At 67.1% G+C, this 23,094-nt stretch carries 20 protein-coding genes; 11 read left to right on the top strand and 9 right to left on the bottom strand.

Annotation, left to right across the window (positions count from 1 at the left end):
• The first annotated feature begins 145 nt into the window (after positions 1–145).
• The 3 genes from HMJ39_RS04735 to HMJ39_RS04725 are packed head-to-tail and all read left to right on the top strand — an operon-like array spanning position 146 to position 3,503.
• Positions 146–2,089, top strand: coding sequence for an FAD-dependent oxidoreductase (locus HMJ39_RS04735; RefSeq protein ID WP_194296466.1), 1,944 nt, complete (start codon positions 146–148; stop codon positions 2,087–2,089).
• The gene (locus tag HMJ39_RS04730) at positions 2,086–2,532 is read left to right on the top strand and encodes a hypothetical protein (RefSeq protein WP_194296465.1); all 447 of its coding nucleotides are present in this window, start codon (positions 2,086–2,088) and stop codon (positions 2,530–2,532) included. Before HMJ39_RS04735 ends, HMJ39_RS04730 begins: the two co-directional genes overlap by 4 nt.
• Complete coding sequence (locus HMJ39_RS04725; RefSeq protein WP_194296464.1) at positions 2,529–3,503, top strand: hypothetical protein; 975 nt, start codon at positions 2,529–2,531, stop codon at positions 3,501–3,503. The genes HMJ39_RS04730 and HMJ39_RS04725 overlap by 4 nt, the downstream gene beginning before the upstream one ends.
• On the opposite strand, the gene HMJ39_RS04720 is transcribed toward HMJ39_RS04725, so the two are convergent.
• A complete protein-coding gene (locus tag HMJ39_RS04720; RefSeq protein WP_161385857.1) occupies positions 3,500–4,471 on the bottom strand; it encodes an alpha/beta fold hydrolase in 972 nt (323 codons plus the stop codon). The genes HMJ39_RS04725 and HMJ39_RS04720 overlap by 4 nt on opposite strands.
• A gap of 239 nt (positions 4,472–4,710) precedes the next feature.
• Here HMJ39_RS04720 and HMJ39_RS04715 point away from each other — a divergent pair, with 239 nt between their 5' ends.
• Positions 4,711–6,099 carry an adenylate/guanylate cyclase domain-containing protein gene (locus tag HMJ39_RS04715; protein WP_161385863.1) on the top strand — a complete coding sequence of 463 codons (1,389 nt, stop codon included), beginning with the start codon at positions 4,711–4,713 and terminating at the stop codon, positions 6,097–6,099.
• Positions 6,092–7,123: a tetratricopeptide repeat protein gene (locus tag HMJ39_RS04710; protein WP_194296463.1), complete on the top strand. Its 1,032-nt coding sequence runs from the start codon at positions 6,092–6,094 to the stop codon at positions 7,121–7,123. The genes HMJ39_RS04715 and HMJ39_RS04710 overlap by 8 nt, the downstream gene beginning before the upstream one ends.
• Before the next feature lie 48 nt (positions 7,124–7,171).
• On the opposite strand, the gene gspD is transcribed toward HMJ39_RS04710, so the two are convergent.
• From gspD to HMJ39_RS04685, 5 genes are all read right to left on the bottom strand, one after another.
• On the bottom strand, positions 7,172–9,298 hold the full coding sequence (gene gspD / locus HMJ39_RS04705) for a type II secretion system secretin GspD (protein ID WP_323370839.1): 2,127 nt from the start codon (positions 9,296–9,298) through the stop codon (positions 7,172–7,174).
• Positions 9,299–9,338: 40 nt separating this feature from the next.
• A complete protein-coding gene (gene gspC / locus HMJ39_RS04700; RefSeq protein ID WP_228462160.1) occupies positions 9,339–10,139 on the bottom strand; it encodes a type II secretion system protein GspC in 801 nt (266 codons plus the stop codon).
• A gap of 165 nt (positions 10,140–10,304) precedes the next feature.
• Positions 10,305–11,027: a type II secretion system protein N gene (gene gspN, locus HMJ39_RS04695; protein ID WP_194296460.1), complete on the bottom strand. Its 723-nt coding sequence runs from the start codon at positions 11,025–11,027 to the stop codon at positions 10,305–10,307.
• Between the two features lie 15 nt (positions 11,028–11,042).
• Positions 11,043–11,570: a single-stranded DNA-binding protein gene (ssb, locus tag HMJ39_RS04690; protein ID WP_194296458.1), complete on the bottom strand. Its 528-nt coding sequence runs from the start codon at positions 11,568–11,570 to the stop codon at positions 11,043–11,045.
• Positions 11,571–11,671: 101 nt separating this feature from the next.
• Complete coding sequence (locus tag HMJ39_RS04685; RefSeq protein WP_194296457.1) at positions 11,672–13,045, bottom strand: MFS transporter; 1,374 nt, start codon at positions 13,043–13,045, stop codon at positions 11,672–11,674.
• 173 nt (positions 13,046–13,218) lie between these two features.
• Between HMJ39_RS04685 and HMJ39_RS04680 the strand changes: the two genes are divergently transcribed.
• From HMJ39_RS04680 to HMJ39_RS04670, 3 genes are all read left to right on the top strand, one after another.
• On the top strand, positions 13,219–13,878 hold the full coding sequence (locus tag HMJ39_RS04680; protein ID WP_228462159.1) for a LuxR C-terminal-related transcriptional regulator: 660 nt from the start codon (positions 13,219–13,221) through the stop codon (positions 13,876–13,878).
• A gap of 121 nt (positions 13,879–13,999) precedes the next feature.
• Positions 14,000–16,849, top strand: coding sequence for an excinuclease ABC subunit UvrA (gene uvrA, locus HMJ39_RS04675; RefSeq protein WP_161385850.1), 2,850 nt, complete (start codon positions 14,000–14,002; stop codon positions 16,847–16,849).
• 73 nt (positions 16,850–16,922) lie between these two features.
• A complete protein-coding gene (locus HMJ39_RS04670) occupies positions 16,923–17,306 on the top strand; it encodes a hypothetical protein (protein WP_194296456.1) in 384 nt (127 codons plus the stop codon).
• A 1-nt stretch (position 17,307) separates the two neighbouring features.
• Here the strand turns inward: HMJ39_RS04670 and HMJ39_RS04665 are convergent, their stop codons facing one another.
• The 3 genes from HMJ39_RS04665 to dauA form a co-directional block, all read right to left on the bottom strand.
• On the bottom strand, positions 17,308–17,778 hold the full coding sequence (locus HMJ39_RS04665; RefSeq protein WP_161385848.1) for a GyrI-like domain-containing protein: 471 nt from the start codon (positions 17,776–17,778) through the stop codon (positions 17,308–17,310).
• A gap of 36 nt (positions 17,779–17,814) precedes the next feature.
• A complete protein-coding gene (locus HMJ39_RS04660) occupies positions 17,815–18,351 on the bottom strand; it encodes a ferritin-like domain-containing protein (RefSeq protein WP_161385847.1) in 537 nt (178 codons plus the stop codon).
• Positions 18,352–18,463: 112 nt separating this feature from the next.
• Complete coding sequence (gene dauA / locus HMJ39_RS04655) at positions 18,464–20,176, bottom strand: C4-dicarboxylic acid transporter DauA (protein WP_194296455.1); 1,713 nt, start codon at positions 20,174–20,176, stop codon at positions 18,464–18,466.
• A 94-nt stretch (positions 20,177–20,270) separates the two neighbouring features.
• On the opposite strand from dauA, the gene HMJ39_RS04650 reads away from it, so the two are divergent.
• The 3 genes from HMJ39_RS04650 to ahpF all read left to right on the top strand — a co-directional run bounded on the left by HMJ39_RS04650 (position 20,271) and on the right by ahpF (position 22,819).
• Positions 20,271–20,483, top strand: a complete 213-nt coding sequence (locus tag HMJ39_RS04650; protein ID WP_161385845.1) for a CopG family transcriptional regulator — start codon at positions 20,271–20,273, stop codon at positions 20,481–20,483.
• A gap of 122 nt (positions 20,484–20,605) precedes the next feature.
• A complete protein-coding gene (ahpC, locus tag HMJ39_RS04645; protein WP_161385844.1) occupies positions 20,606–21,169 on the top strand; it encodes an alkyl hydroperoxide reductase subunit C in 564 nt (187 codons plus the stop codon).
• 75 nt (positions 21,170–21,244) lie between these two features.
• Complete coding sequence (ahpF, locus tag HMJ39_RS04640; protein WP_194296454.1) at positions 21,245–22,819, top strand: alkyl hydroperoxide reductase subunit F; 1,575 nt, start codon at positions 21,245–21,247, stop codon at positions 22,817–22,819.
• Positions 22,820–23,094: the final 275 nt, after the last annotated feature.

Here is a 23,094-nt window from a genome sequence, read left to right as displayed (position 1 = left end):
GGGCGTCGCCGCCCCATGAACATAATGCCTCCAGGGCCGCCGTCGTCTCTTGATCCAGGTCAGGGGCCGGTGCGTTGACCGGTCGCGCGGTGCCGGGCCGCGCCCCGGGTCAAGCAACCGCCGCCGGCGCCCCTAGACTGGGGGCATGACTTCGAACCGACTCACCCGGCACGTCACCGCCCGGGCCCTGGTGGCGACGCTGTTTCCCGCCGGCGACCGTCTGCCGGCGGCGGACCCGGATGTGCTGCTGCCCGACCTGGACGCCCACCCGCGCCTGGCGCGCGCCCTGCGCCTGGGGCTGGCCTGGCTGGCGCTGCGCTATCGCCTGCGCCACGGCGGCGCCTTCCACCGGGCCGGCGCCGAGCGGCGGGCCGCCTTTATTGAGGGGCTCAGCCACCGTCCGCTGTCCGGGCGGCTGCTGCGCGCCCTGTGCCTGCCCTTCAAGGCCCGCTATCTGCTCGACGAACGGGTGGAGGCCGCCGCCGGCTGCCGCCCGCCGGTGCAGGTGCCCGCCCAGGTGGAGCATTTCCGCTGGCGGCAGCAAATCACCGCCGCCCGGGACTGCGACCAGGACCTGGATCTGGAAGCGGACGCGGTGGTGATCGGCAGCGGCGCCGGCGGCGCGGCGGCGGCCTATGAGCTCGCCAGCCGTGGCCTCGCCGTGGTGATCGTGGAGGAAGGCGACTACTACGACCGTTCCCATTTCAGCGGTCGCCTCACCGAGGTGGTGCCCAAATTGTACCGGGCTTTCGGCAGCAACTGCGCCACCGGCAATGCCCTGATGCCGGTGCCGGTGGGACGCAACGTGGGCGGCACCACCACCATCAATTCCGGCACCTGCATGCGCACGCCGGCGGCGGTGCGCGAACACTGGCGGGCCCGTGGCCTGGGGGATTTCAGCGACGCCGCCCTGGGGCCCTGGTTCGAGCAGGTGGAAGCCATGCTCAAGGTGCGGCCGGCGGACCCGCGCCATGTGGGCCCGATCGGCGACATCATCGACCGGGGCGCGGCGGCGCTGGGCTTCGAAGCGCGCCATCCGCTGCGGCGCAACGCCGAAGGCTGCGACGGCCAGGGCCTGTGCCAGTTCGGCTGCCCCACCGACGCCAAGCAATCCACCAATGTGAGCTATATCCCCCGGGCCCTGGAGCGCGGCGCCTTTCTGTTCACCGGTTTCCGGGCCACCCGCCTGGAGCGGGATGGCGGCCGGGTCACCGGCGTGCGCGCCCGGGGCCGCGATGGCCAGGGGCGCACGGTCCGGCTGAGGGTCCGTTCCCGGGCCGTGGTGGTGGCCATGGGCACCTTCTTCACGCCCCTGTTCCTGCGCCGCCAGGGCATCCGCAACCGCCACCTGGGCCGGCACCTGACCCTGCATCCCGCCGGCGTGGTCAACGCCCTCTTCCCGGACCGGGACCTGGCCAACAGCCGCACCATTCCCCAGGGCTTCGGCGTCGCCGACCTGGCCGACCAGGGCCTGATGTTCGAGGGCGGCACCATTCCGCTGGCCGGCCACGGCCTGCTCAGCAACCTGAATGGCCGCGACTGGGTACGCTTCACCGAATCCTATCCGCACACCGCCTACTTCGGCTTCATGATCCGCGACACCTCCGAGGGGCGCGTGCGGCGTGGCCCGCACCGGGACTGGCCGCTGATCCGCTACCACCTGAACCGGCACGATTTCCGCCTGTTCCTGCGCGGGGTGGAGACCCTCGCCAGGATGTACTTCGCCGCCGGCGCCCGGGAAGTGCTGGTGCCAGGCCCGGAGGGCATCACCCGGCTGCGGGACCGGCACCAACTGGACGCCTTTCTGCGCCGCCCCCTCAAGCCCCGCCACTTTCTGATCACCGCCTACCATCCGCTGGGTACCGCGCGCCTGGGCCGCGACGCCGACGACGGGGTCTGCGACGCCGAGCACCGTGTGTTCGGCCAGCCGGGGCTGTACGTGATGGACGGCGCGGCGGTGCCTTCGAGCCTTGGGGCCAACCCCCAGGTAACCATCATGACCCTGGCCGGGCGCGCCGCCGCGCGTCTGGCCGACCGCCTGCAGGACCCGCAAGGCCAGCAAGGCCCACAAGGAGAGACCCGACCATGACCATGGGTTTACTGATCAAGGAGACCATGAGCGGCTGGCTGTCGCTGGACGAGGCGCCGGCACGGCGATCGTTCCGCTTTAGCATCCAGGCCTTCACGCCCCGCATCTTCAGCCTCTCCACGCCGCGCTTCTTTCGCGGGCGGGTGGAGCTGGATGGCGAGCCGTATGCCTGCGAGGGAGAACTGACCCTGCACCTGGGCGGCCCCCATTACTGGCTGCGCTTCGAGCATCCGGTTCTGGGCACGCTGCGCGCCGAGGGCCGCAAACGCTACGGCCACGGCGGCTGGATTCAGTCGCTGGTGACCTGCCCGCTCACCGTGTTCCGGGACGGCCGGGAGGTGGGCCGGGCCAGCGTCGCCTACCGGGACAGCATGCTGTTGTTCCCGTTCAAGGCCCTGCGCCTGGTGGACGAACAGCGGGCCTACCAGGGCGCCACGCCATGATTCCCTTCCACGGCAGCCAGTACCCCGGCCAGGGCGGACACTACGAATCCTGGTTCGTGCGCGCCAATGACCCGCGCCGGGCGCGGGCGTTCTGGATTCGTTATACCCGCTTCATGGCCGCCGATGGCCGCCCCTCCATGGGCGAGCTGTGGGCCATCGCCTTCGACGGCGACCGGCCGCCGGTGGCGGTGAAGGAGGAATTTCCGCTTTCCCGGTGCCACTTCGCGGCAACGGACCTGGCGGTGGATCTGGCCGACAACCGCCTGCGCGAAGGGGCATTGAGCGGCGCCGCCGCCCTGGGCGGCCACCGGCTGCGCTGGTCGCTGACCTACCAGGGCGGCGGCGCGCCGCTGCTGTTGCTGCCGGAAGACCGCTACCGGGCCGCCTTCCCCAAGGCCAAGTCCCTGGTAAGCCGGCCGGCGGTACGCTTCCACGGCACCCTGGAGGTGGACGGCGAAACCTGGCCCGTGGACGGCTGGCCGGGCAGCGAGAATCACAACTGGGGCCGGCGCCACACCGATCAATACGCCTGGGGCCAGGTGGCGGCCTTCGACGACCACCCGGAGGCGTTCCTGGAATGCGCCACCGCCCGGGTCTGGATGGGACCGGTCCCCACGCCCTGGGTGAGCCTGGCGGTGCTACGGCTGGACGGCCGGGACTATCGCTTCAACCGGGTGGGGCAGGCGCTGCGGGCGCGGGGCCGTTATCGTTTCTTCGAGTGGCGATTGCGCAGCCGGGGGCCGGACGGGCGGCTGGATCTCACCGTGAGCGCGCCGCCGACGCGCTTCACCGCCCTCACCTATCTGAACCCGCCCGGCGGCCACAAGACCTGCCTGAACAGCAAGCTGGCCACCGCCCGGGTACGGCTGACGCGGCCGGATGGCCGGGTGGTGGAACTGAACAGCGCCAGCGGCGCCGCCTTCGAGATCCTCACCGACCGCGAGGATCACGGCGTGCCGCCGGGCGTTTAACCGGGAGGCTGGAGCCCTTTCGCGGCGAGAAAGTTGAGGATTTCCCGGTTCACTTCCACCGCCTGCTCCATCTGGATCCAATGCCCGCACTGGTCGAGCATCACGGTGGTCAGGTCGGGCACGTAGTCGGGCATGCGCGCCAGGGCCTTCTGGCTGAACAGCACCACCGGATCCTGCATGCCGCCCAGAAACAGGGTGGGCGCGTCCAGGGTCCAGTGGTCATCGCCGCGGCTTTCCTCCCAGGAGGCGTCCATGGCCCGGTACCAGTTGAGCGCGCCGGTGAAGCCGGTCTTGCGGAAACGGGCCACGTAATAGGCCAGATCCTCGTCGCGCATCCAGCGCGGCGGCGTCTCCGGGGGGCGCATGGCCGCCAGCACCCGGGTGTCGTCCGGGGCCACGCGGAAGTCGTCGATGCCGTCGGCGGACAGGCTGTGGAACAGACGGCGCAGGCTGTCCTCCACGTCCGCCTCCAGCTCCCGCTCCGGCACCTCGGGCCGCTGGAAATACAGCATGTAGAAGAAGTGGTCGCCGAACAGGTCGCGCATGGCGCGGGTCGGCGGCTGCGGCGCCGGGCCGCCGTAGGGCACCGACAGCCCCACCAGGGCGGCCACCCGATCCGGGTGGCGGCGCGCCACTTCCCAGCTCAGCGCGCAGCCCCAATCGTGCCCCACCAGCACGGCGCGTTCCGCGCCCAGGGCGTCGATCAGGGCGACCACGTCCTCCGCCAGCCGGGACTGCCGATAGGCGTCCACGTCGGCGGGTCCGCCGGTTTCACCGTAGCCGCGCAAATCCGGAGCCACCGCGTGGTAGCCGGACTGGGCCAGCGCCGGCAATTGATAGCGCCAGGAGGCCCAGCACTCCGGGAAGCCGTGCAGGCAAAGCACCAGGGGGGCCCCCGGTTCGCCCGCCTCGGCGATGAAAAAGTCCATTCCGTTGGCGTTAAGACGCCGTTCGCGAATAAATGCCATGCTCTCGTCGACCTTATGGTGGTTTCCCTACGGCCAGTCTGGCAATGTGACACTGCCCACGCACCCTGACAAGAGAAGCCGCGACGGTAGCCACGGTGAACAAACCTTCCGCCCCCCAGACATCCACCGGAAAAAACGACGGCGGCGCCCCCGACGGCCCCCGGTCCGGCGGTTTCAAGCGGCGTTTCGACGCCCTGATCCGGCCTTACATTCCCGAGTATTTTCCGGTGGCCTGGAAGATGGGCCTGTCGATTTCGGCGCTGATTCTGGTGGGCATGACCCTGTTGGGCGCGTTTCTGCTCAATAACCAGCTGGAGCGCATGCGCCAGCAGGCCGACCGGTTCGGCACCGCCATCGCCACCCAGCTGGCGCACACCGCCCGGGAACCGCTGCTGGCCGAGGACCTGTTCCTGCTCAAAGTGCACCTGAGCAACCTGGTGCGCAGTGAAAGCATCGAGGGCGCCGCCCTGTTCGACCGCGACGGCGAGACCGTGGAGCAGGCCGGCCTGCAGCCGCCCCGGACGTCGCCGGCCACGGACGCCATGCGCCGCTGGCGCTATCGCGGCGAGGCCATGAGCACCTATGAAGCCCCGGTGACCGTGGACGAGAATCGCGCCGGTACCGTGGCCGTGACGATTTCCGACCGTTCCATCACCGCCGCCCAGCAGCAGGTGCGCAACACCATGATCACCGCTACCCTGGCCATGGGGCTGCTGGCGATCATCGCGTCCTTCCTGATCAGCCGCCGCCTGGCGCAACCGATCCACAACCTGTTGGCCGCCACCAGCGCCATGCGCAAGGGGGATCTGCAGTACCGGATTCAGGAACGCCGCAACGACGAGATCGGCCATCTGATCGAGGCCTACAACGGCATGGCCCACGACATGCTGGAGAAGGATCAGGTGGAGCGCGTCCTGCAGCGTTTCGTGAGCCCCTCGGTGGCGCGCAAGATGATGGCCAACCTGGATCAGGTCACCCTGGGCGGGCGCGACGTGAACGCCACCGTGGTGTTCGCCGACATCGTCGGTTTCACCCGGCTCTCGGAAAGCCTGGCCCCGGAGGCGGTGGCCGACATGCTCAACGTCTATTTCGACGCCATCACCACCGCCACCTCCTTCTACCGGGGCACCATCGACAAATACATGGGCGATTGCGCGATGATCGTGTTCGGTGTGCCGGAAGAGGATTCCGAGCACCTGTTCCACGGCCTGTGCTGCGCGGTGATGATCCAGCGGCTGGTGGCGCGCCTCAATGAATACCGGGCCGCCCGCGGTCAGACCACGGTGGAGTTCCGCATCGGCATGAACTCCGGGCCGATGCTGGCCGGCAACCTGGGGTCCCGGGAAAGGATGCAGTACACGGTGGTGGGCGACGCGGTGAACCTGGCGTCGCGGCTGTCCAACATGGCCGGCGCCGGCGAGATCATCGCCGCCGCGCCGCTGATCGAGAATCCCAACATCGGCTCCCGCGTGCGCGCCGCCGCCTACGGCGACATGCGCGTGCGCGGCCGCAGCGAGCCGGTGGGCACCTACCGGGTGGACGGCGTGCACGCCCTATCGGAAACCCTGATGGAACAACGCATCGCCCAATTCCTGGCCGAGCAGTATCTGGAGAGCCCTGGTGCCTGATCGTAATTTCCCGCGCCTGAGCGCTCTGGCCGCCGCCCTGCTGTTGTCCGGGTGCGCCGGCCTGTCGTCCTTCTCCGACCCCGCCGACCGGGTCGGCGATGCCCTGGCGGATCAGGATTACCGCCGCGCCCTGGCGGTGATCGACGAAGCCGACGAGGAGCATCCCCGGCACGCCCTGCTCATGGAGCAACGCGAGGGGGTGCTGCAGGCCAGCCATGAGTACCGTGACCAGGCCCTGGACCAGGCCCGCGCCCTGGCCGAACGGGAACAATGGGGGGATGCCCTCCAGGTTCTCGAGCGGGCCCGCCAGCGGGTGGTGGAGCCGGAGCCGGTGGCCACCCTCATGGAACAGCTGGACGACCGGCGCGAGACGCGCTTGCGGGCGCTGCTCAACCGCGGCTATCTGGCGGAGGCCCGCGCCCTGCTCAGCACCGAGGATCTGGACCAGGCATTGGCGCCCTATCAGGACCCGCGCGCCCGCCATACCCGGCAACGGCGCGCGGCGCTGCGCCAGGAGCTGCACGGGGAGTTGCTGACCATCGGCAACACCTACGCGGACGAGGGCCGCTGGCCACAGGCTCTGGAAGCCCTGGAAACCGCCCACCGGCTGGCGCCGGACAGCCCTGCGCCGGACGCCCTGTCGAAGGCGCGGCGGGTGCTGCACAGCGCCCGCGACCGGGCCCGGGACGCCCGCGACCGGGCTCACCACGAAGAGGGCCAGGCCCTGGTGGCGCGGTACCGCGCCAGCGGCCGCCTGGAGGATTTGCTGGCCGCCCGGGCCTACCTGCTGCAACACCAGGGACCTCGGCTGGACGACCTCCGCGACCGCGTGGAAAGCTGGTCCCGCCAGCGCTTCCAGCGCGCCATGGCGCGGGGCGAGGCGCTCTATGCGGAAGGGGAATACCAGGCCGCGCACCGACTCTGGCGGAGCGTGGCGCCGCTGGACCCGGACAACCCGGAACTGCTCAAGAAACTGGAGCGCAGCCGCAAGGTGCTGGACAACCTGCGCTCACTGGAAGAATAAAGGCGGGAAACGGACGCCGCCGGGCCCGGGAGCCCGGCGGCGGGCCGGTCAGGAGCCGGACGCGCCAGCGCCCTCCTCGGGGCGGCTGGCGGCGGGCTCCTCCTTCTCCGGCACCACGCTGTCGGTGTCGGTGACCGGGCCAGAGGTGGGCGGCGTGGCGGAATCCTCGTCGCTCTTTTCCTGCTCGTCCTGATAGGCGCGGCGGTAATCCTCGGACACCGGCGAACGCCCTTCGAAGATGCGCTCCACCTTGGTGGGCAGCGGGAACTTCACTTCACGCACCAGCTCCCCCTCATCGTTGACGCGGAACTGCATGGCGGTGACGCCCATGTATTTTTCCCGCGTCATGTCCACCAGCCGGTCGTTGCTGGCCAGCACCGTGGGCTTGATGAACACCATCAGATTGCGCTTCACGTGGCTCTTGCTGGTGGAGCGGAACAGCACCCCCAGCAGCGGAATGTCGCCGAGCAGCGGCACCTTACTCACGGAGTCCTGCACGTCGTCGGTGATCAGGCCGCCCAGAGCGATGGTCTCACGGTCGTCCGCCAGCACCGTGGTGGCGAGCTTGCGCTTGGTGGTGACGATGTCCACGGCTTCGCCGGTGGATTCCTTCACCGCCGAGGTCTCCTGTTCCAGCTCCAGGCGGATGGTGTCGAGCCCGGCCACATGGGGCGTGACCTTGAGGGTCAGGCCCACGTCCTCGCGCTGGATGGTGGTGAACGGGTTGGAGACGCCGGAGCCGGTGCTGGACGCCTGGCCGGTGACGAAGGGCACGTTCTCACCGACGATGATGGAGGCTTCCTGGTTGTCCAGGGTCAGGATGCTGGGCGTGGACAACAGATTGGTGTTGGTGGTGCGCGCCAGGGCCTGGATCAGCGCGCCCCATTCGATGTCGCCGTCGGCGTCGGTCTCGCCGATGCCAGCGGTGATGCCGTCCCCCAGGGAGATGTTGGACGGATCCTCGGTGATCACCGCCTGCAGCAGGGAGTTGACGCTCACCCCGTTGCCGCCGAAGTTCACCGCGCCGACGCCGTTCTCCAGGTCGCCGGCCACGTACTGGAAGCCCAGGGAGCTGGCCTTGTCGCCGGTGACCTCGACAATCGCCGCCTCGATCAGGATCTGGGCGCGACGCACGTCGAGCTGGCTGATCACCGATTGAAGCTGCTTCATCATTTCCGGCTCGGCGCGAATCACCAAGGCGTTGAGCGAGGTGTCCGCCTGAATCGACACGCCGGAGGCGGCGTTGCTGGTGCGCGAGGCGGCCGCGCCGCCGTTGCCCTCGCCACCCTGGCGCACCGCGGAAGCGCCGGCGGCGAAATTCTTGAGCAGCTCCGCCATCTGTTCGGCGTCGCCGTGGCTGAGACGCACCACCTGGACGCCACCGGCGGCGCTGGACGGCGTGTCGAGCTGATTGACCAGCGGGATCAGGCGCGCCCGGGTACCACGATCGCCCTTGATGATGAGGCGGTTGGTGCGCTCGTCGGCGACCACGGTGGCGGCGCCCTGCAGCCCCCGGCGGCGGTTGTTGCCGGAGGCGTCGGCCTTGGTCAGTTCCTCCAGCAATTGCACCATGTTGCCGGCGAAGGCGTGTTGCAGCTGGACGATTTCCACCTCGTCGCTTTCCGCGGTGTCGAGGCTGTTGATGATGGCGCGCATGCGCTGAATGTTGTCGGCGTGATCGCTGATGATCAGCGCGTTGGCGGACCCCACCGCCGCCAGGTGACCGTACTGAGGCACCAGCGGGCGCAGCACTGGCACCAGCTCCTCCACTGGCGAGTTGTCCACCGGAATCACCTGGGTGATCAGTTCCTCGCCATCCACACTGCCGGCGTTCTCGGTGAGCGGCAGATTGCTCTGCTTGGCGGTGGTGTTGGTGACGATCTTGATCACCTCGCCGGAGGGCACCGCGGCGTAGCCGTGCACCTGCAGCACGGACAGGAACAGCTCGTAGACTTCGCTGGCGGTCAACGGCTTGTTGGAAATCACCGTGACGTCGCGGGCCCGCACGCGCGGGTCGACCACGAAGTTCTTGCCGGTCATTTCCGCCACCTGGTTGATGAACGCCTGAATGTCCGCGTTACGGATATTGACCGTCCAGGTCTTGCCGTCGCCGGTTTGCTCCACCGGAGCCTGCTGCTGGGCATGGGCGCCGAGGACCAGGCTCAGCGCCACCACTGCGATTATCGTTTTTAAGGCCGACTTCATAGGTGTCTCGCTACGGTGGGTAGTTCACGGTAAATTCCTGTTCGCCGCGCTGCACGACAATGGTGGCGGCCTGGCTTTCCATGTAGGACTGCAACGCCGCCAGATCACTTTCCTCGGTGCCGAGGGGGTAGCCGTTCACCGAGGCCACCACGTCCCCGGGTTGCAGCCCCACCTGCTCGATCAACTGCTGGGGGGCCCGGTCGCCGATTTTGTAGCCTTCGGTGGCGCCGTCGGTGACCGGCTGCAGGCCCAACTGGCGAATCAGCGCCGTGCGCTGCTGGGCCAGATCCGTTTCCGGGCTGGGCGCGGGCGTGCGCGGCTCCGGCTCGGTGACCTGGGTCACGCCGCCGGCCAGCCCTTTCAGTTCGTTCAGGCGCAGGGTTTCCAGGCGGCCCTGGCGCCGCAGAATCACGCGGTCCGCGTAGATTTCCTCCAGGGTGGCGTTGCCGGGAATGCCGTCACCGATGTGGTACAGCTCGGCGTCGCCGCCACGTTCGGCGATGATCGCCGAGGAACGCCCCCGGTCCCGGGTCTGGAACAGGCCCAGCAACTCCAGGCTCAAACGGGTTTCCGGCGCGTCCACCGGACGCTCCTGGGTGGGTTCGGCCTGGTACACACCGAACAGGCGCCAGTTCTCCACCTGGGAAGCGGACAGCGACGGGCCGCCCTGGGCGCCGCCCTCCACCGCCACCTGGCGCAGCCGGGTGTCGGGCAGAGCGTCGCGGGGGCCATACCACAGCAACCACACGGTCTGGGCGATCAAATAGGCGAGAATCACCACCAACAGCAAAGCCAGGACGACGCGCGCCATCCGTTCCCACCGCTGTCGGTTTCCCCTCCGGGCCCACTGAATCATAAAACCATCAATCCCATTTGTTTTATACCGGCCCGCCGGGCTGGAAGCTTGGCTCCAGCAACCGGACGTCCCTGGCCATTCTAGGCACGCTAGTGTGACCTACTTATTATCCGTCGGCACTTAACCCGACCGCCCCAGGGTCAAGGGACGGCTCATGCGAAATACCACGTCGGAGGGATCGCCCCCCTGACTTACCCCCAGCAGCTGGGGCCAGGCCCGGCGGACCTGCACGTTCAGTTTCTCGTTTTCAAGCCGGGCGTGCACCAGTTGCTGGCGCCGCGGCCCGGTGACTTCCAGTTCCGGCGACCCGTTCACCATGGCCAGCCGCCCGTCCAGGGGCGGCACCTGGGCGGCGCCGTCGCGGCCCCAGGTCACGGTGCCGCCGCTGTAGGTCAGGGTCCCTTTGGCATCGACCACGGTTTGATCGGCGAGTTCCAGGGCCATGAGGGTCAGGTCCACGGTGCCGTCGGCGTTGCCCTGGGGCACGTTGGCGCTGAACGGAGCCACCGGCACGGTGGCGCGCCATTGCTCCAGGCGCCAGTCCCCCCAGTCCGCGCCGAGCCAGCCGCTGGCGTCGAGATCACCGCTTACCATGGACAGTTGCACGCCGGGCGTCAAACCGTGCCAGTCCAGGCGCCAGCGCAGCTCACCGCGGCGATCACGCCAGCGCGCGTCCACGCGGGCATCCCACCAGGGCCCGCGGGCGTCGGACAGTGTCAGCGGCGCGCCGCCGGGCCGCGGCACCGGCACCCGCTCCACCACCACGGCGGCGGGCATCAACACCACCAGACACACCAGAAAACTGACTACGAACACCGCCCCCAAGGCAAACCAGCGCCGCATTGGAACCCCTGATGATCAGAACGGAATGTCGTCGTCGAAATCGTCGGCGGGACCGCTGAAGCCGCCGCCCTGGTTGGCCGGCGCCTGCTGCTGGCCACCGCCGCCACCCTGATTGCGACTCTGGTCGTAATAGTCGTTGTTCTGGTTGCCCTGGTTGCCATAACCACCCTGGCCACCGCCACCACCGCCTTGGAAATCACCGCCGCCACGGCCGTCGAGCATTTGCATCTCGTTGGCCACGATTTCGGTGGTGTAGCGGTCCTGGCCGTCCTGACCCTGCCATTTACGGGTGCGGATGGAACCTTCCACGTACACCTTGGAGCCCTTCTTGAGGTACTCGCCGGCGATTTCGCCAAGCTTGTTGAAGAACACCACCCGGTGCCACTCGGTGCGTTCCTGCTGCTGGCCGCTCTGGCGGTCCTTCCAGCTTTCCGTGGTGGCCAGCCGGACATTGGTCACGGCCCCGCCGCTGGGCATGAATCGGGTTTCCGGATCGGCGCCCAGGTTGCCGATCAGGATGACTTTGTTGACGCCTCTCGCCATGGCTGTTCGCTCCCTCAATGCTTAATACGGCCGCCGGCGGCGAGCCGGGGCGTGGAAGACCGTCCATTGTGCCGCTTTGCGGCCGCCGGCGTAACCCCCGCTCAGGAGCGCGCCTCCACCTCGCCGGCCAGGGTGGCCAGGGCGTCCTCGTCGAGCAGTTGGTTATCCACCTTGAGCAGCGCCAGGCTCTGCTCGGCCACCACCACCGCCTCGAGCACGCCGGGCACGCTGCGCAACCGGGCAGCGGTGTCGCCCCAGTCCTGGTGGCCGGCCAGGTGGATCACCCGGTTGTCCAGCTTGGGCAGTTCCCGCATGCGCCACAGATACGCCAGCCAGACCACCGCCATCAGGGCACAGCCCAGGAACACGGCCTCCGCGCCGACCCACTGATACAGGGCGCCGCCCAGCTGGCCGCCGATGAACACGCCCAGGAACTGGCTGGTGGAGTACACCCCCATGGCGGTGCCCCGGGTGCCCGCCGGCGCCGCCCGGCCCACCAGGGACGGCAACAGGGCCTCCAGCAGGTTGAACGCCATGAAATACACGAACAGCGCCAGCACGAAGTGCCACAGGGCGCCGCCGGCCAGGGCCAGCAGCACCTCCGCCACGATCAGCAGGCTCACCGCCAGCCTCTTGACCGGCATGGCGCCACGCCGCTCGGCGGTGATAATCAGCGGCACCATGGCCAGGAAGCTGGTGACCAGCACCGCCAGATAAAGCAGGCTGTGCTGCTGCAGATCCAGCCCCAGGCGCTGCTTGAGAATCTGCGGCAGCACCACGAAGGAGGCGGTCATGGTCAGGTGCAGCACCATAATGCCCAGGTCCAGGCGCCGCAGGTTGGGGTCGCCGAGCACCCGGCGGAAGCGCTGGCCCGCCGGCAACGGCTCGGCGGCGCGCACCTGAGGCGAAGGCACGCCGAAGGCCACGCCCATGGCCAGGGCGCCGAGCACCACGGTGAGCCAGAACAGCCCGCTGAGCCCCAGCCAGTGGGCCAGCAGCGGGCCCAGAATCAGCGCCAGAATAAAGGAAGCGCCCACCGACATGCCGATCAAGGCCATGGCCCGGGTGCGGTGGCGCTCGCTGACCACATCGCCAATCAGCGCCATGATGACGCTGGCGATGGCCCCGGCGCCCTGCAGAGCGCGCCCCAGGATAACGCCATGGATGGTGTCGCTGAGCGCCGCCACCGCGCCGCCGGCCACGAACAGCAACAGGCCCGCCAGCAACAGCGGGCGCCGGCCGAAGCGGTCGGAGAGCATGCCGAACGGGATCTGCAGCATGGCCTGCATCAGGCCGTAGGCGCCGATGGCGGTGCCGATCAGCAGCGGGGTGGCGCCGTCCAGCTGCTCGCCGTACACGGCGAACACGGGCAGGATCATGAACAGCCCGAACATGCGCAGCGCGAAGATCGCCGCCAGGGAGCCGGTGGTGGAGAGTTCGGTGCGCCGCAGGGCGGCCCGGGAAGCGTCCGTCATGGTCGAGCGTCAGTGATACGGAAATGGGACTGGAGTGTATCAGATTAGCGGACGACAGGGATGATGCCGCGCCCTGGAATGATGGTAAATTGAAGCCCCGCTAAAGCGGTGATAAATTGATGACTTGATTCAGTTTTTCTTCTTAGCTTCCCCCGGGCTTTCCGGGATGCATCATGGACGAATCGATGGATACTTCAGCAACACAAAAGGTGTATGTAGTGGGCGGCCAGCATCTGCAGAACGCCCTCCTCACCGAATTTCTCGACAAGGCGTCGATCCCGGCCGCGGCCATCAAGTCCGTGGATCAGGTCAACGAGGATGACCTGGTCGGAGTGGAACAAAACCTGTTCCTGGTGGATTTTCATTCCGTGGACGTCAATCAGGTGATCACGCGCCTGATGGACGCCGACAAGCGCCTGCCCAACGACATCCTGATCGGCGTGTTCAACGTCGACCACGAGGACGACCTGTCGCGCCTGGCCGGGCTGCCCATGGTCAACGGCGGCTTCCAGCACGACTGCCCCCAGGACCTGCTCACCAAGGGCATCAAGGCCATGTTCAAGGGCGAACTGTGGTTTCCGCGCAAGGTGCTGCAGCAGTACCTGGTCAAGAGCCGCGCCTTCAACAAGACCTTCGCCCGCAACGAGGTGAACCTCACCGACCGCGAGATCGAGGTGCTCAAGGTGATGGCCACCGGCGCCAAGAACTCCGAAATCGCCAAGGTGCTGAGCCTCAGCCCGCACACCATCAAGACCCACATCTACAACATTTTCAAGAAGATCAACGCCTCCAATCGCCTGCAAGCGGTGAACTGGGCCCAGGAAAACCTCTGACCGGGCCCCGACGCCGGCGAGCCTGGCCGGTGTCGGTGTGCGCCCTCCTTCTTTTCCCGTTCACGGAATTTCCCCTATACTGCACTGTTCATTTTGACAGTAGCCGAGGGCTCGCCATCTCATGGATACCATTCTGGTTCGGGGCGCGCGCACCCATAACCTGAAGAACGTGGATCTCGACATTCCCCGCGACAAGCTGGTGGTGATCACCGGGCTGTCCGGGTCCGGCAAATCGTCCCTGGCGTTCGACACCCTGTACGCCGAGGGCCAGCGCCGTTACGTGGAGTCCCTGTCCACCTACGCCCGGCAGTTCCTTTCCATGATGGAGAAGCCGGACGTGGACCACATCGAGGGGCTCAGTCCGGCGATCTCCATCGAGCAGAAGTCCACCAGCCACAACCCGCGCTCCACGGTGGGCACCATCACCGAGATCTATGACTACCTGCGGCTGCTGTTCGCCCGGGTCGGCGAACCGCGCTGCCCGGAGCACGACGCACCGCTGACGGCGCAGACCATCAGCCAGATGGTCGATCAGGTGCTGGCCATGGAGGAAGGCAGCAAGCTGATGCTGCTGGCGCCGGTGATCCGCGAGAAGAAAGGCGAGCACCTGAATCTGTTCGACGAGCTGCGCGCCCACGGTTTCATCCGCGCTCGGGTGGACGGCCGCATCCACGATCTGGACGAGGCGCCCACCCTGGACAAGAACAAGAAGCACACCATCGAGGTGGTGGTGGACCGCTTCAAGGTGCGCGGCGACCTGCAGAACCGGCTGGCGGAGTCCTTCGAGACCGCCCTTAATCTCGCCGACGATACCGCCATCATCGCCTCCATGGACGGCGAGGCTCTGGATGGCGACAGCCCGGAAATCACCTTCTCCGCCAAGTTCGCCTGCCCGCACTGCGGCTACTCGATCCCGGAGCTGGAGCCGCGCCTGTTCTCGTTCAACAACCCGGCCGGCGCCTGTCCCAGCTGCGACGGCCTGGGCGTCAAGCAGTTCTTCGATGAGGACAAGGTGATCACCAGCGACGAGCTGTCCCTGGCGGAGGGCGCGATCCGCGGCTGGGACCGCCGCAACGTCTATTACTTCCAGATGCTCAACGCCCTGGCCCAGAGCCTGGGCTTCGACATGGACCAGCCGTTCAAGAAGCTGCCCAAGGCGGTGCGCCGCAAGATTCTCTATGGCACCGGCAAGGAGAGCGTGGAATTCCGCTACCTGAACGACCGGGGCGACATCATCAAGCGCAACCACCCGTTCGAGGGCATCGTGCCGAACATGGAGCGCCGCTATCGGGAGACCGAATCCGAGGCGGTGCGCGAGGAACTGGCCGGCTACCTGTCCACCTCCACCTGCCCGAGCTGCGGCGGTTCACGGCTGCGCGAGGCGGCCCGCCACGTGTTCATCGGCGACACCAATCTGCCCGACGTGGTGCGCCTGGCGGTGGGCCGGGCGTTCGATTACTTCGACGAGCTCAAGCTCAGCGGCAGCCGTGGCGAGATCGCCGAGAAGATCCTCAAGGAGATCCGCGACCGGCTGCAGTTCCTGGTCAACGTGGGGCTGGACTATCTGACCCTGGAGCGCAGCGCCGAGACCCTGTCCGGCGGCGAGGCCCAGCGCATCCGTCTGGCCAGCCAGATCGGCGCCGGCCTGGTGGGCGTGATGTACGTGCTCGACGAGCCCTCCATCGGCCTGCACCAGCGCGATAACGAACGGCTGCTCAACACCCTCACCCGGCTGCGCGACCTGGGCAACACGGTGCTGGTGGTGGAACACGACGAGGACGCCATCCGCACCGCCGACCACGTCATCGACATCGGCCCCGGCGCCGGCGTGCACGGCGGCCAGGTGGTGGCCCAGGGCACCGCCAAGCAGGTGGCCGCCAACAAGAAATCCCTGACCGGCGACTATCTTTCCGGCCGCAAGCGCATCGAGGTGCCCACCGAGCGCCGCCGCAACGAGGACGACCTCTGGCTGACCCTGTTCGGCGCCACCGGCAACAACCTGAAGGGCCACCCGCTGAACCTGCCGGTGGGCCTGTTCACCTGCGTCACCGGCGTGTCCGGGTCGGGCAAGTCGACCCTGATCAATCACACCCTCTACCCGCTGGCGGCCACCAGGCTGAACAAGGCCAGCACCCTGAAAGCAGCGCCCCACGAAAATCTGGAAGGCCTGGAGCACCTGGACAAGGTGGTGGACATCGACCAGAGCCCCATTGGCCGCACGCCGCGCTCCAACCCGGCCACCTACACCGGCATCTTCACGCCGGTGCGCGAGCTGTTCGCCGGCACCCAGGAAGCCCGTGCCCGGGGCTACAAACCCGGCCGCTTCAGCTTCAACGTCAAGGGCGGACGCTGCGAGGCCTGCCAGGGCGACGGCGTGATCAAGGTGGAGATGCACTTCCTGCCCGACATCTACGTGCCCTGCGAGGTCTGCGAAGGGCGCCGCTACAACCGGGAAACCCTGGAGGTCACCTACAAGGGCAAGAACATCTACGAAGTCCTGGAGATGACCATCGAGGAGGCGCGGGAGTTCTTCGACGCCGTGCCGGCGCTGCAACGGCGCCTGCAAACCCTGCTCGACGTGGGCCTGAGCTACGTGAAGCTGGGCCAGGCGGCGACCACGCTGTCCGGCGGCGAGGCGCAGCGGGTCAAGCTGGCCCGGGAGCTGTCCCGGCGGGACACCGGCCGCACCCTCTACATTCTGGACGAGCCCACCACCGGCCTGCACTTCCAGGACATCCAGCTGCTGCTGGATGTGCTCAACCGGCTCCGCGACCACGGCAACACCATCGTGGTGATCGAGCACAACCTGGACGTGATCAAGACCGCCGACTGGATCGTCGATCTGGGCCCGGAAGGCGGCGACGGCGGCGGGCAGATCATCGCCGAGGGCACGCCGGAGCAGGTCGCCAAGACCAAGGGCAGCCACACCGGCCGCTTCCTGAAACCCATGCTGGCCACGAAATCGAAATAGCCCCTCCCCCCGCCACGCTGATCTGGCACGGAAGCTGCTTGGTTCTTCAGGCCGATGTCACGGAGCGAAGAGCATGAGCGGGGGAGGAATCAACGCCCATTGGTTGATGCACTATCGAGTGGTCACCCTGGTGAACCAGTGCCGACGATTGATTCGCGACGAATTCGGGGCACGCCTTTCGCTGACCGATCCGGATTTGCGCGAATCGCTGGGGGCCTACGCGGAACGCAGCGCCTCGGGGGAATTGAAGCGCCTGATGGCGCGCATCAATGAGGAAGCCGGGGAGCCGGAGCACAAACCGGAAACGGAAGCGGCCCCGGACACGGCGGCGCGGCCGCCCCGGCGAATGTACCGGGGGCAGCCGCTGCCGGAGCCGGAAACGCCGCCGGCGGCGGGGCCGGACGACGGCTCCACCAGCGACAAGCCGGTGATCTACCGGGGCCGGCGGGTGCGCTGAATCATTTCACGCCCACGAAAATAGCGACCTTGTCGGTACTCTCGTAGACCTCGTAATCGGTGAGAAACGCCCGTTCCGGGGCATCCTCCGCCTCGAAGTAGTGCCACACCTTGCCCCAGGTCTCCATCGCCGTTTCCGGCATCCGGCCCTGGGCGCGGAAAACCAGATACTCGCCGGCTTCCAGGGTCAGGGTGGCGTAGTCATCCGGAACCTTGGTCTCGTCCGTCACCTCGACACCGGCCAGCACGCTGTAATCACCCTGGCCACCGTTCTCGTACTCCGTGTACACGCCATACACCGGCGAACCGGCAACCTTGTCCGGGATCGTCTCGGCGAGCCGTTCATCGTTGAACTTCTCCCAGAGACGGTCCAGCTGGGCGTCCTCGGCCTGCAATTCCCGCTCCTGATTGGTGCGGACCTGAATGCCCGCCACGGTTTTGCCGTGGCGGCGTTCGCGTTCCGGTTCGATCACTCGGCGTTCCTCCCTTCGATGGTGATTCAGTGCGACTTAAAGCGACTCCAGGATCGACGCCATGTCGTCGGCGTGCTCCTCTTCCTGAGCCAGGATATCTTCCATGATGCGGCGGGTGGTCGGATCCTTGTCGCCCAGGTAGGTGGCGATCTCCCGGTAGCTGTCGATGGCGATGCGCTCGGCGATCAGGTCTTCCTTAACCATGTCCTTGAGGGTGTCACCGGCCACGTACTCGGCGTGGGATCGGCTTTGCAGGCCTTCCGGGGAGAAGTTGGGTTCGCCGCCCAGCTGCACAATGCGCTCGGCCAGCCAGTCGGCATGCTGCTGTTCCTGCTGGGCATGCTCGAGGAACTCGTCGGCGGCGATGCTGGCGTTGAGACCGTCCGCCATGTAGTAGTGCCGCTTGTAGCGCAGCGTGCATACGATCTCGGTGGCGAGCGCCTCGTTCAGCAGGCTGAGCACGGTTTCCCGATCCGCGGCGTAACCGGCGGTGACCGCGCCACGCTCGATGTGCTCGCGGGCGCGCTCGCGAATGGTTTTTATGTCGGTCAGAAAGGGCTGCTTCTCGCTCATGGTCTCTCCCTGCGTGAATGAAGGAAATGTCTCTTGGGGGTGCCCCTAGTGATGCCGATGGCAACCCGGGAAAACAAGAGGACCAATCGCAAAATCGCGTAAAGCGCCGGCCTCAGGCCGGCGCGCGCAGACTCTCCTCCAGGGTGGAGTGGAAGGAATAAACGCCCTCGCGGGGTGTCACGCCGGCCCGGGCCAGGGTCTTGAGCGGCTGGAACTGCAGATCGGCGATGCGCACCCGGGTGCCGGTTTCCTCGCATCGCGCCAGGAAACGCTGCAGGGCCGCCAGGCCGCCGGCATCCATAACCGGCACGCCGTCCATGTAGAGCACCAGCACGCGGCGTTCGCCGGCCAGGGCGGCGAGATCGCCGAACACCCGGTCGGCGGCGGCGAAGAACAGGGCCCCGCTGATCTTGAACACGCCCCAGTCGTCCGGCAGCTGATAGGGCGCCAGCCGGGCCGAGCCGGTCATGTCGGTGACCCGGGTCATGGCGGCCAGGTCGCGCATGAACAGCAGCGACGCAAGCAGCACCCCGGCGGTGATCGCCACCACCATGTCCAGGAACACGGTCAGCAGGAAGCAGACCAGGAACACCAGTACGTCGCCGACCGGCGCCCGCCGCACCAGCCGCACCGCCTTCGGCGCCTCGCTCATGTTCCAGGCCACCAGCAGCAGCAAGGCGGCCATGGCCGGCATCGGCAGATAGCCAAGCCAGCGCGCCAGGGCGACCATGGCCAGCAGCACCACCAGCGCATGCAGCATGGCGGCCACCGGCGTTTGCGCACCGGCCTTGTAATTGGCCGCGGAACGGGCAATGGCGGCGGTGGCGGTGATGCCGCCGAACAGCGGCACCACCAGGTTGCCCACGCCCTGCCCCAGCAGCTCGCTGTTGGCGCTGTGCCGACGGCCGGTCATGCCGTCCAGCACCACCGCGCACAGCAGGGACTCAATGGCGCCGAGCATGGCAATGGCGAACGCCGTGGGCACCAGGCTCACCGCCAGATCCCACAGCGCGGCGCCGCTCATCGCCTCGGCGCCACGGGCCCAGGGCCAGGCCAGCTCCGGCAGCACCGGCGGAATGCCCTGGCCGGTGAGGCCGTTGTCGAGCACATAATGAAACCGGGAGGCGATGGTGGGCACCGCGGCGCCCTGATGGTTGAACCAGGCCGCCAGGGCACCGCCCACCAGCACCGCCGGCAGGTGGGGCGGCAGCGGCGTTTTCAGACGTGGCCAGAGCAGCAATACCGCCAGGGTAGCCAGAGCCACCGCCAGGCTGGCACCGTGCACGTCACCCAGGGCGCCGGCCAGGGCCGCCAGCTTGCCCGGATAGGACGCCGGTAGGGATTCCAGGGGCAGCCCCAGCAGGTCCTTGATTTGCAGCGTGGCGATCACCACGGCAATACCCGCGGTGAAGCCCAGGGTCACCGGCGGCGGGATGTACTCGATCAGCCGGCCCAGGCGCAGCAGCGCCATCAGAATCAGCATGGCCCCGGCCATCATGGTGGCGATCAGCAGCCCGGTGAGGCCGTGTTCCTGGGCCACCGGATACAGGATCACCACGAAGGCGGCGGTGGGCCCGGAGATGCTGAAGCGGGAGCCGCCCAGCAGGGCAATCAGGAAGCCGCCGATAATGGCGGTGTAGAGCCCGTACTGGGGCGCCACCCCGCTGGCGATGGCCAGCGCCATGGACAACGGGATGGCGATCAGCCCGACGGTGATGCCGGCGGCCAGGTCGCGACCGAAGCGGCGGGCGTCATAGCCCTCGGCCAGGCTCTCGCGCAGAGCATGGCCGGGACGCAGGGAAAACAGGTGAGCGCGGTGGGACATGATGATGGGACCCGATGCGGTTGAGAAAATGGGACCTGAGCATTATATTCAAACTGAACCTACATCATATGTTAATGAGATTAACATTGCCGCCATGGAAAAACGTACCGCCCGCCTTACCCTGTTGATCGACCCCCGCAAGAAAGCCGTGTTCGAGCGTCTGTGCGCCCGGGAGGACGTCACGCCCTCGCAAAAGGTTCGCCAGTTCATCCGCGAGTACGTCCAGCGGGAACTCGGCGACGACTGGATGACCCAAGCGGAAGTGGTGTTGCGGGAGAAGGAGGAGAACGAGGATCCGGACCGCTGATCCGCGCCGTTTCACGATAGGTGACACCAATCATGACTATTCCCGCAATCCATTATTAAAATCACACCTTCACCCCTATCTTAGGGGGTGTCACGTTGACCACTCTGAAAAAGGAGCTAGACATGTCTGTAATCAACACCGAAATCAAGCCGTTCAAAGCCCAGGCTTTCAAGAATGGCGAATTCATCGAAGTCAGCGACGCTGATGTGAAAGGCAACTGGGCGGTATTCTTCTTCTACCCCGCCGACTTCACCTTCGTATGCCCCACCGAGCTGGGCGACGTGGCCGACCACTACGAAGAGTTCCAGAAGATGGGCGTGGAAATCTACTCCGTGTCCACCGACACCCACTTCACCCACAAAGCCTGGCACGACAGCTCCGACACCATCGGCAAGATCCAGTACACCATGATCGGTGACCCGACCGCCGCGATCAGCCGTAACTTCGAAGTGCTGCGTGAAGACGAAGGCCTCGCCAACCGTGGCACCTTCATCGTCGACCCGGACGGTGTCATCCAGGCCGTGGAAATCACCGCCGAAGGCATCGGCCGTGACGCGTCCGATCTGCTGCGCAAGGTCAAGGCGGCTCAGTACGTGCGCGCCCATCCTGGCGAAGTATGCCCGGCCAAGTGGAAAGAAGGCGAAGAAACCCTGGCGCCTTCCCTGGATCTGGTCGGCAAGATCTAAGCGCGTCCCAACGCGTGAAGACGCCCGGGCCCCGCGCCCGGGCTTCCCTCCCCTTTCATTGTCATGGAGACCGGCATGCTTGACGCCAACCTGAAAACCCAACTGCAGTCCTACATGGAGCGCATCACGCAACCGTTCGAGATGGTCGCGTCCCTGGACGACGGCGACAAATCCCGGGAGCTGTTGGAGCTGTTGCGCGAAATCGAAGCAATGTCCGACAAGATCAGCCTGCGCGATGACGGCGACGATGCCCGTACGCCCTCGTTCAGCCTGAACCGGATTGATGGCGACATCAGTCTGCGCTTCGCCGGTATCCCCATGGGCCATGAATTCACCTCCCTGGTCCTGGCGCTGCTGCAAGTAGGCGGCCACCCGCCGAAGGCCAGTGAAGAGGTGATCGAACAGGTGAAGGCGCTCGAGGGCGACTTCCAGTTCGAGACCTATTTCTCTCTGTCCTGCCAAAACTGCCCGGACGTGGTCCAGGCATTGAACCTGATGGCGGTACTGAACCCGAACATCAAGCACGTGGCCATTGATGGCGCGCTGTTCCAGGATGAAGTGGAAGAGCGCGAAGTGATGGCCGTGCCCAGCGTTTTCCTCAACGGCGAACCCTTCGGCCAGGGCCGCATGGGCCTGGAAGAGATCATCGCCAAGCTGGACAGCGGTTCCGCGGAACGTGACGCGGAGAAACTCAACGCCAAGGACCCGTTCGACGTCCTGGTGGTGGGCGGTGGCCCGGCCGGCGCGGCCAGCGCCATCTACGCCGCGCGCAAGGGCATCCGCACCGGCGTCGCCGCGGAACGGTTCGGCGGCCAGGTGCTGGACACCAACGCCATCGAGAACTTTATCTCCGTGGCCGAGACGGAAGGCCCGAAACTGGCCAGCGCCCTGGAAGAGCATGTGCGCCAGTACGACGTGGACATCATGAACCTGCAGCGCGCCGAACAGCTGATTCCGGCGGCCCAGGAGGGCGGCCTGCACGAGGTCAAATTCGCTTCCGGCGCCAGCCTCAAGTCCAAGACACTGGTGCTGGCCACCGGCGCCCGCTGGCGCAAGATCAACGTGCCCGGCGAAGCCGAGTACCAGGGCAAGGGCGTGGCCTACTGCCCGCACTGCGACGGCCCCCTGTTCAAGGGCAAGGACGTGGCGGTGATCGGCGGCGGCAACTCGGGCGTGGAAGCGGCCATTGATCTGGCCGGCGTGGTCAAGCACGTGACCCTGCTGGAGTTCGACGACAAGCTGCGCGCCGACGCCGTGCTGCAGAAGAAGCTGCACAGCCTGCCCAACGTCACCGTGCTGGTGAGCGCCCAGACCACCGAGATCACCGGCGAGAACGGCCGCGTGAATGGTCTGGTCTACAAGGATCGCGAAACCGGCGACGAACACCGGGTGGATCTGGCCGGGGTGTTCGTGCAAATCGGCCTTCTGCCCAACACCGACTGGCTCAAGGGCGCCGTGGAGCTGTCCCCGCACGGCGAGATCCTGGTCGATGAGCGCGGCGAAACGTCCGTGCCCGGGGTGTTCGCCGCCGGCGACGTGACCACCGTGCCCTACAAGCAGATCGTGATCGCGGTGGGCGAAGGCGCCAAGGCGGCGCTGAGCGCCTTCGATCATCTGATCCGGCAATCGGTGAGCAGCGACGCCGCCTGATCGCCCCGCTCTTCCCGGCAATAAAGAGCCCGGCCCACCTCGGTGGCGCCGGGTTTTTTATGCGTCAGAGAAACATCTGGTGGCCGCGCCGAACCCGCTGTAGGAGCGGCTGGGCACCATTCCGCCTCAGTCGCGACGAGTCGGGCGCCAACACCAATCGCGACTGAAGTCGCTCCTACAACGGGCCTGGGGGTCGCATGACCAGGCAAAACAAAACCCCCGGCCGTCTCCGGCACGGGGGTTTCGTTTCAGCCCTGGCCGCGAACGGCCGCCGG

The organism is Alloalcanivorax profundimaris, assembly GCF_015265435.1.
GTDB lineage: Bacteria > Pseudomonadota > Gammaproteobacteria > Pseudomonadales > Alcanivoracaceae > Alloalcanivorax > Alloalcanivorax profundimaris.
This window is presented reverse-complemented; position numbering and strand designations above follow the sequence as displayed.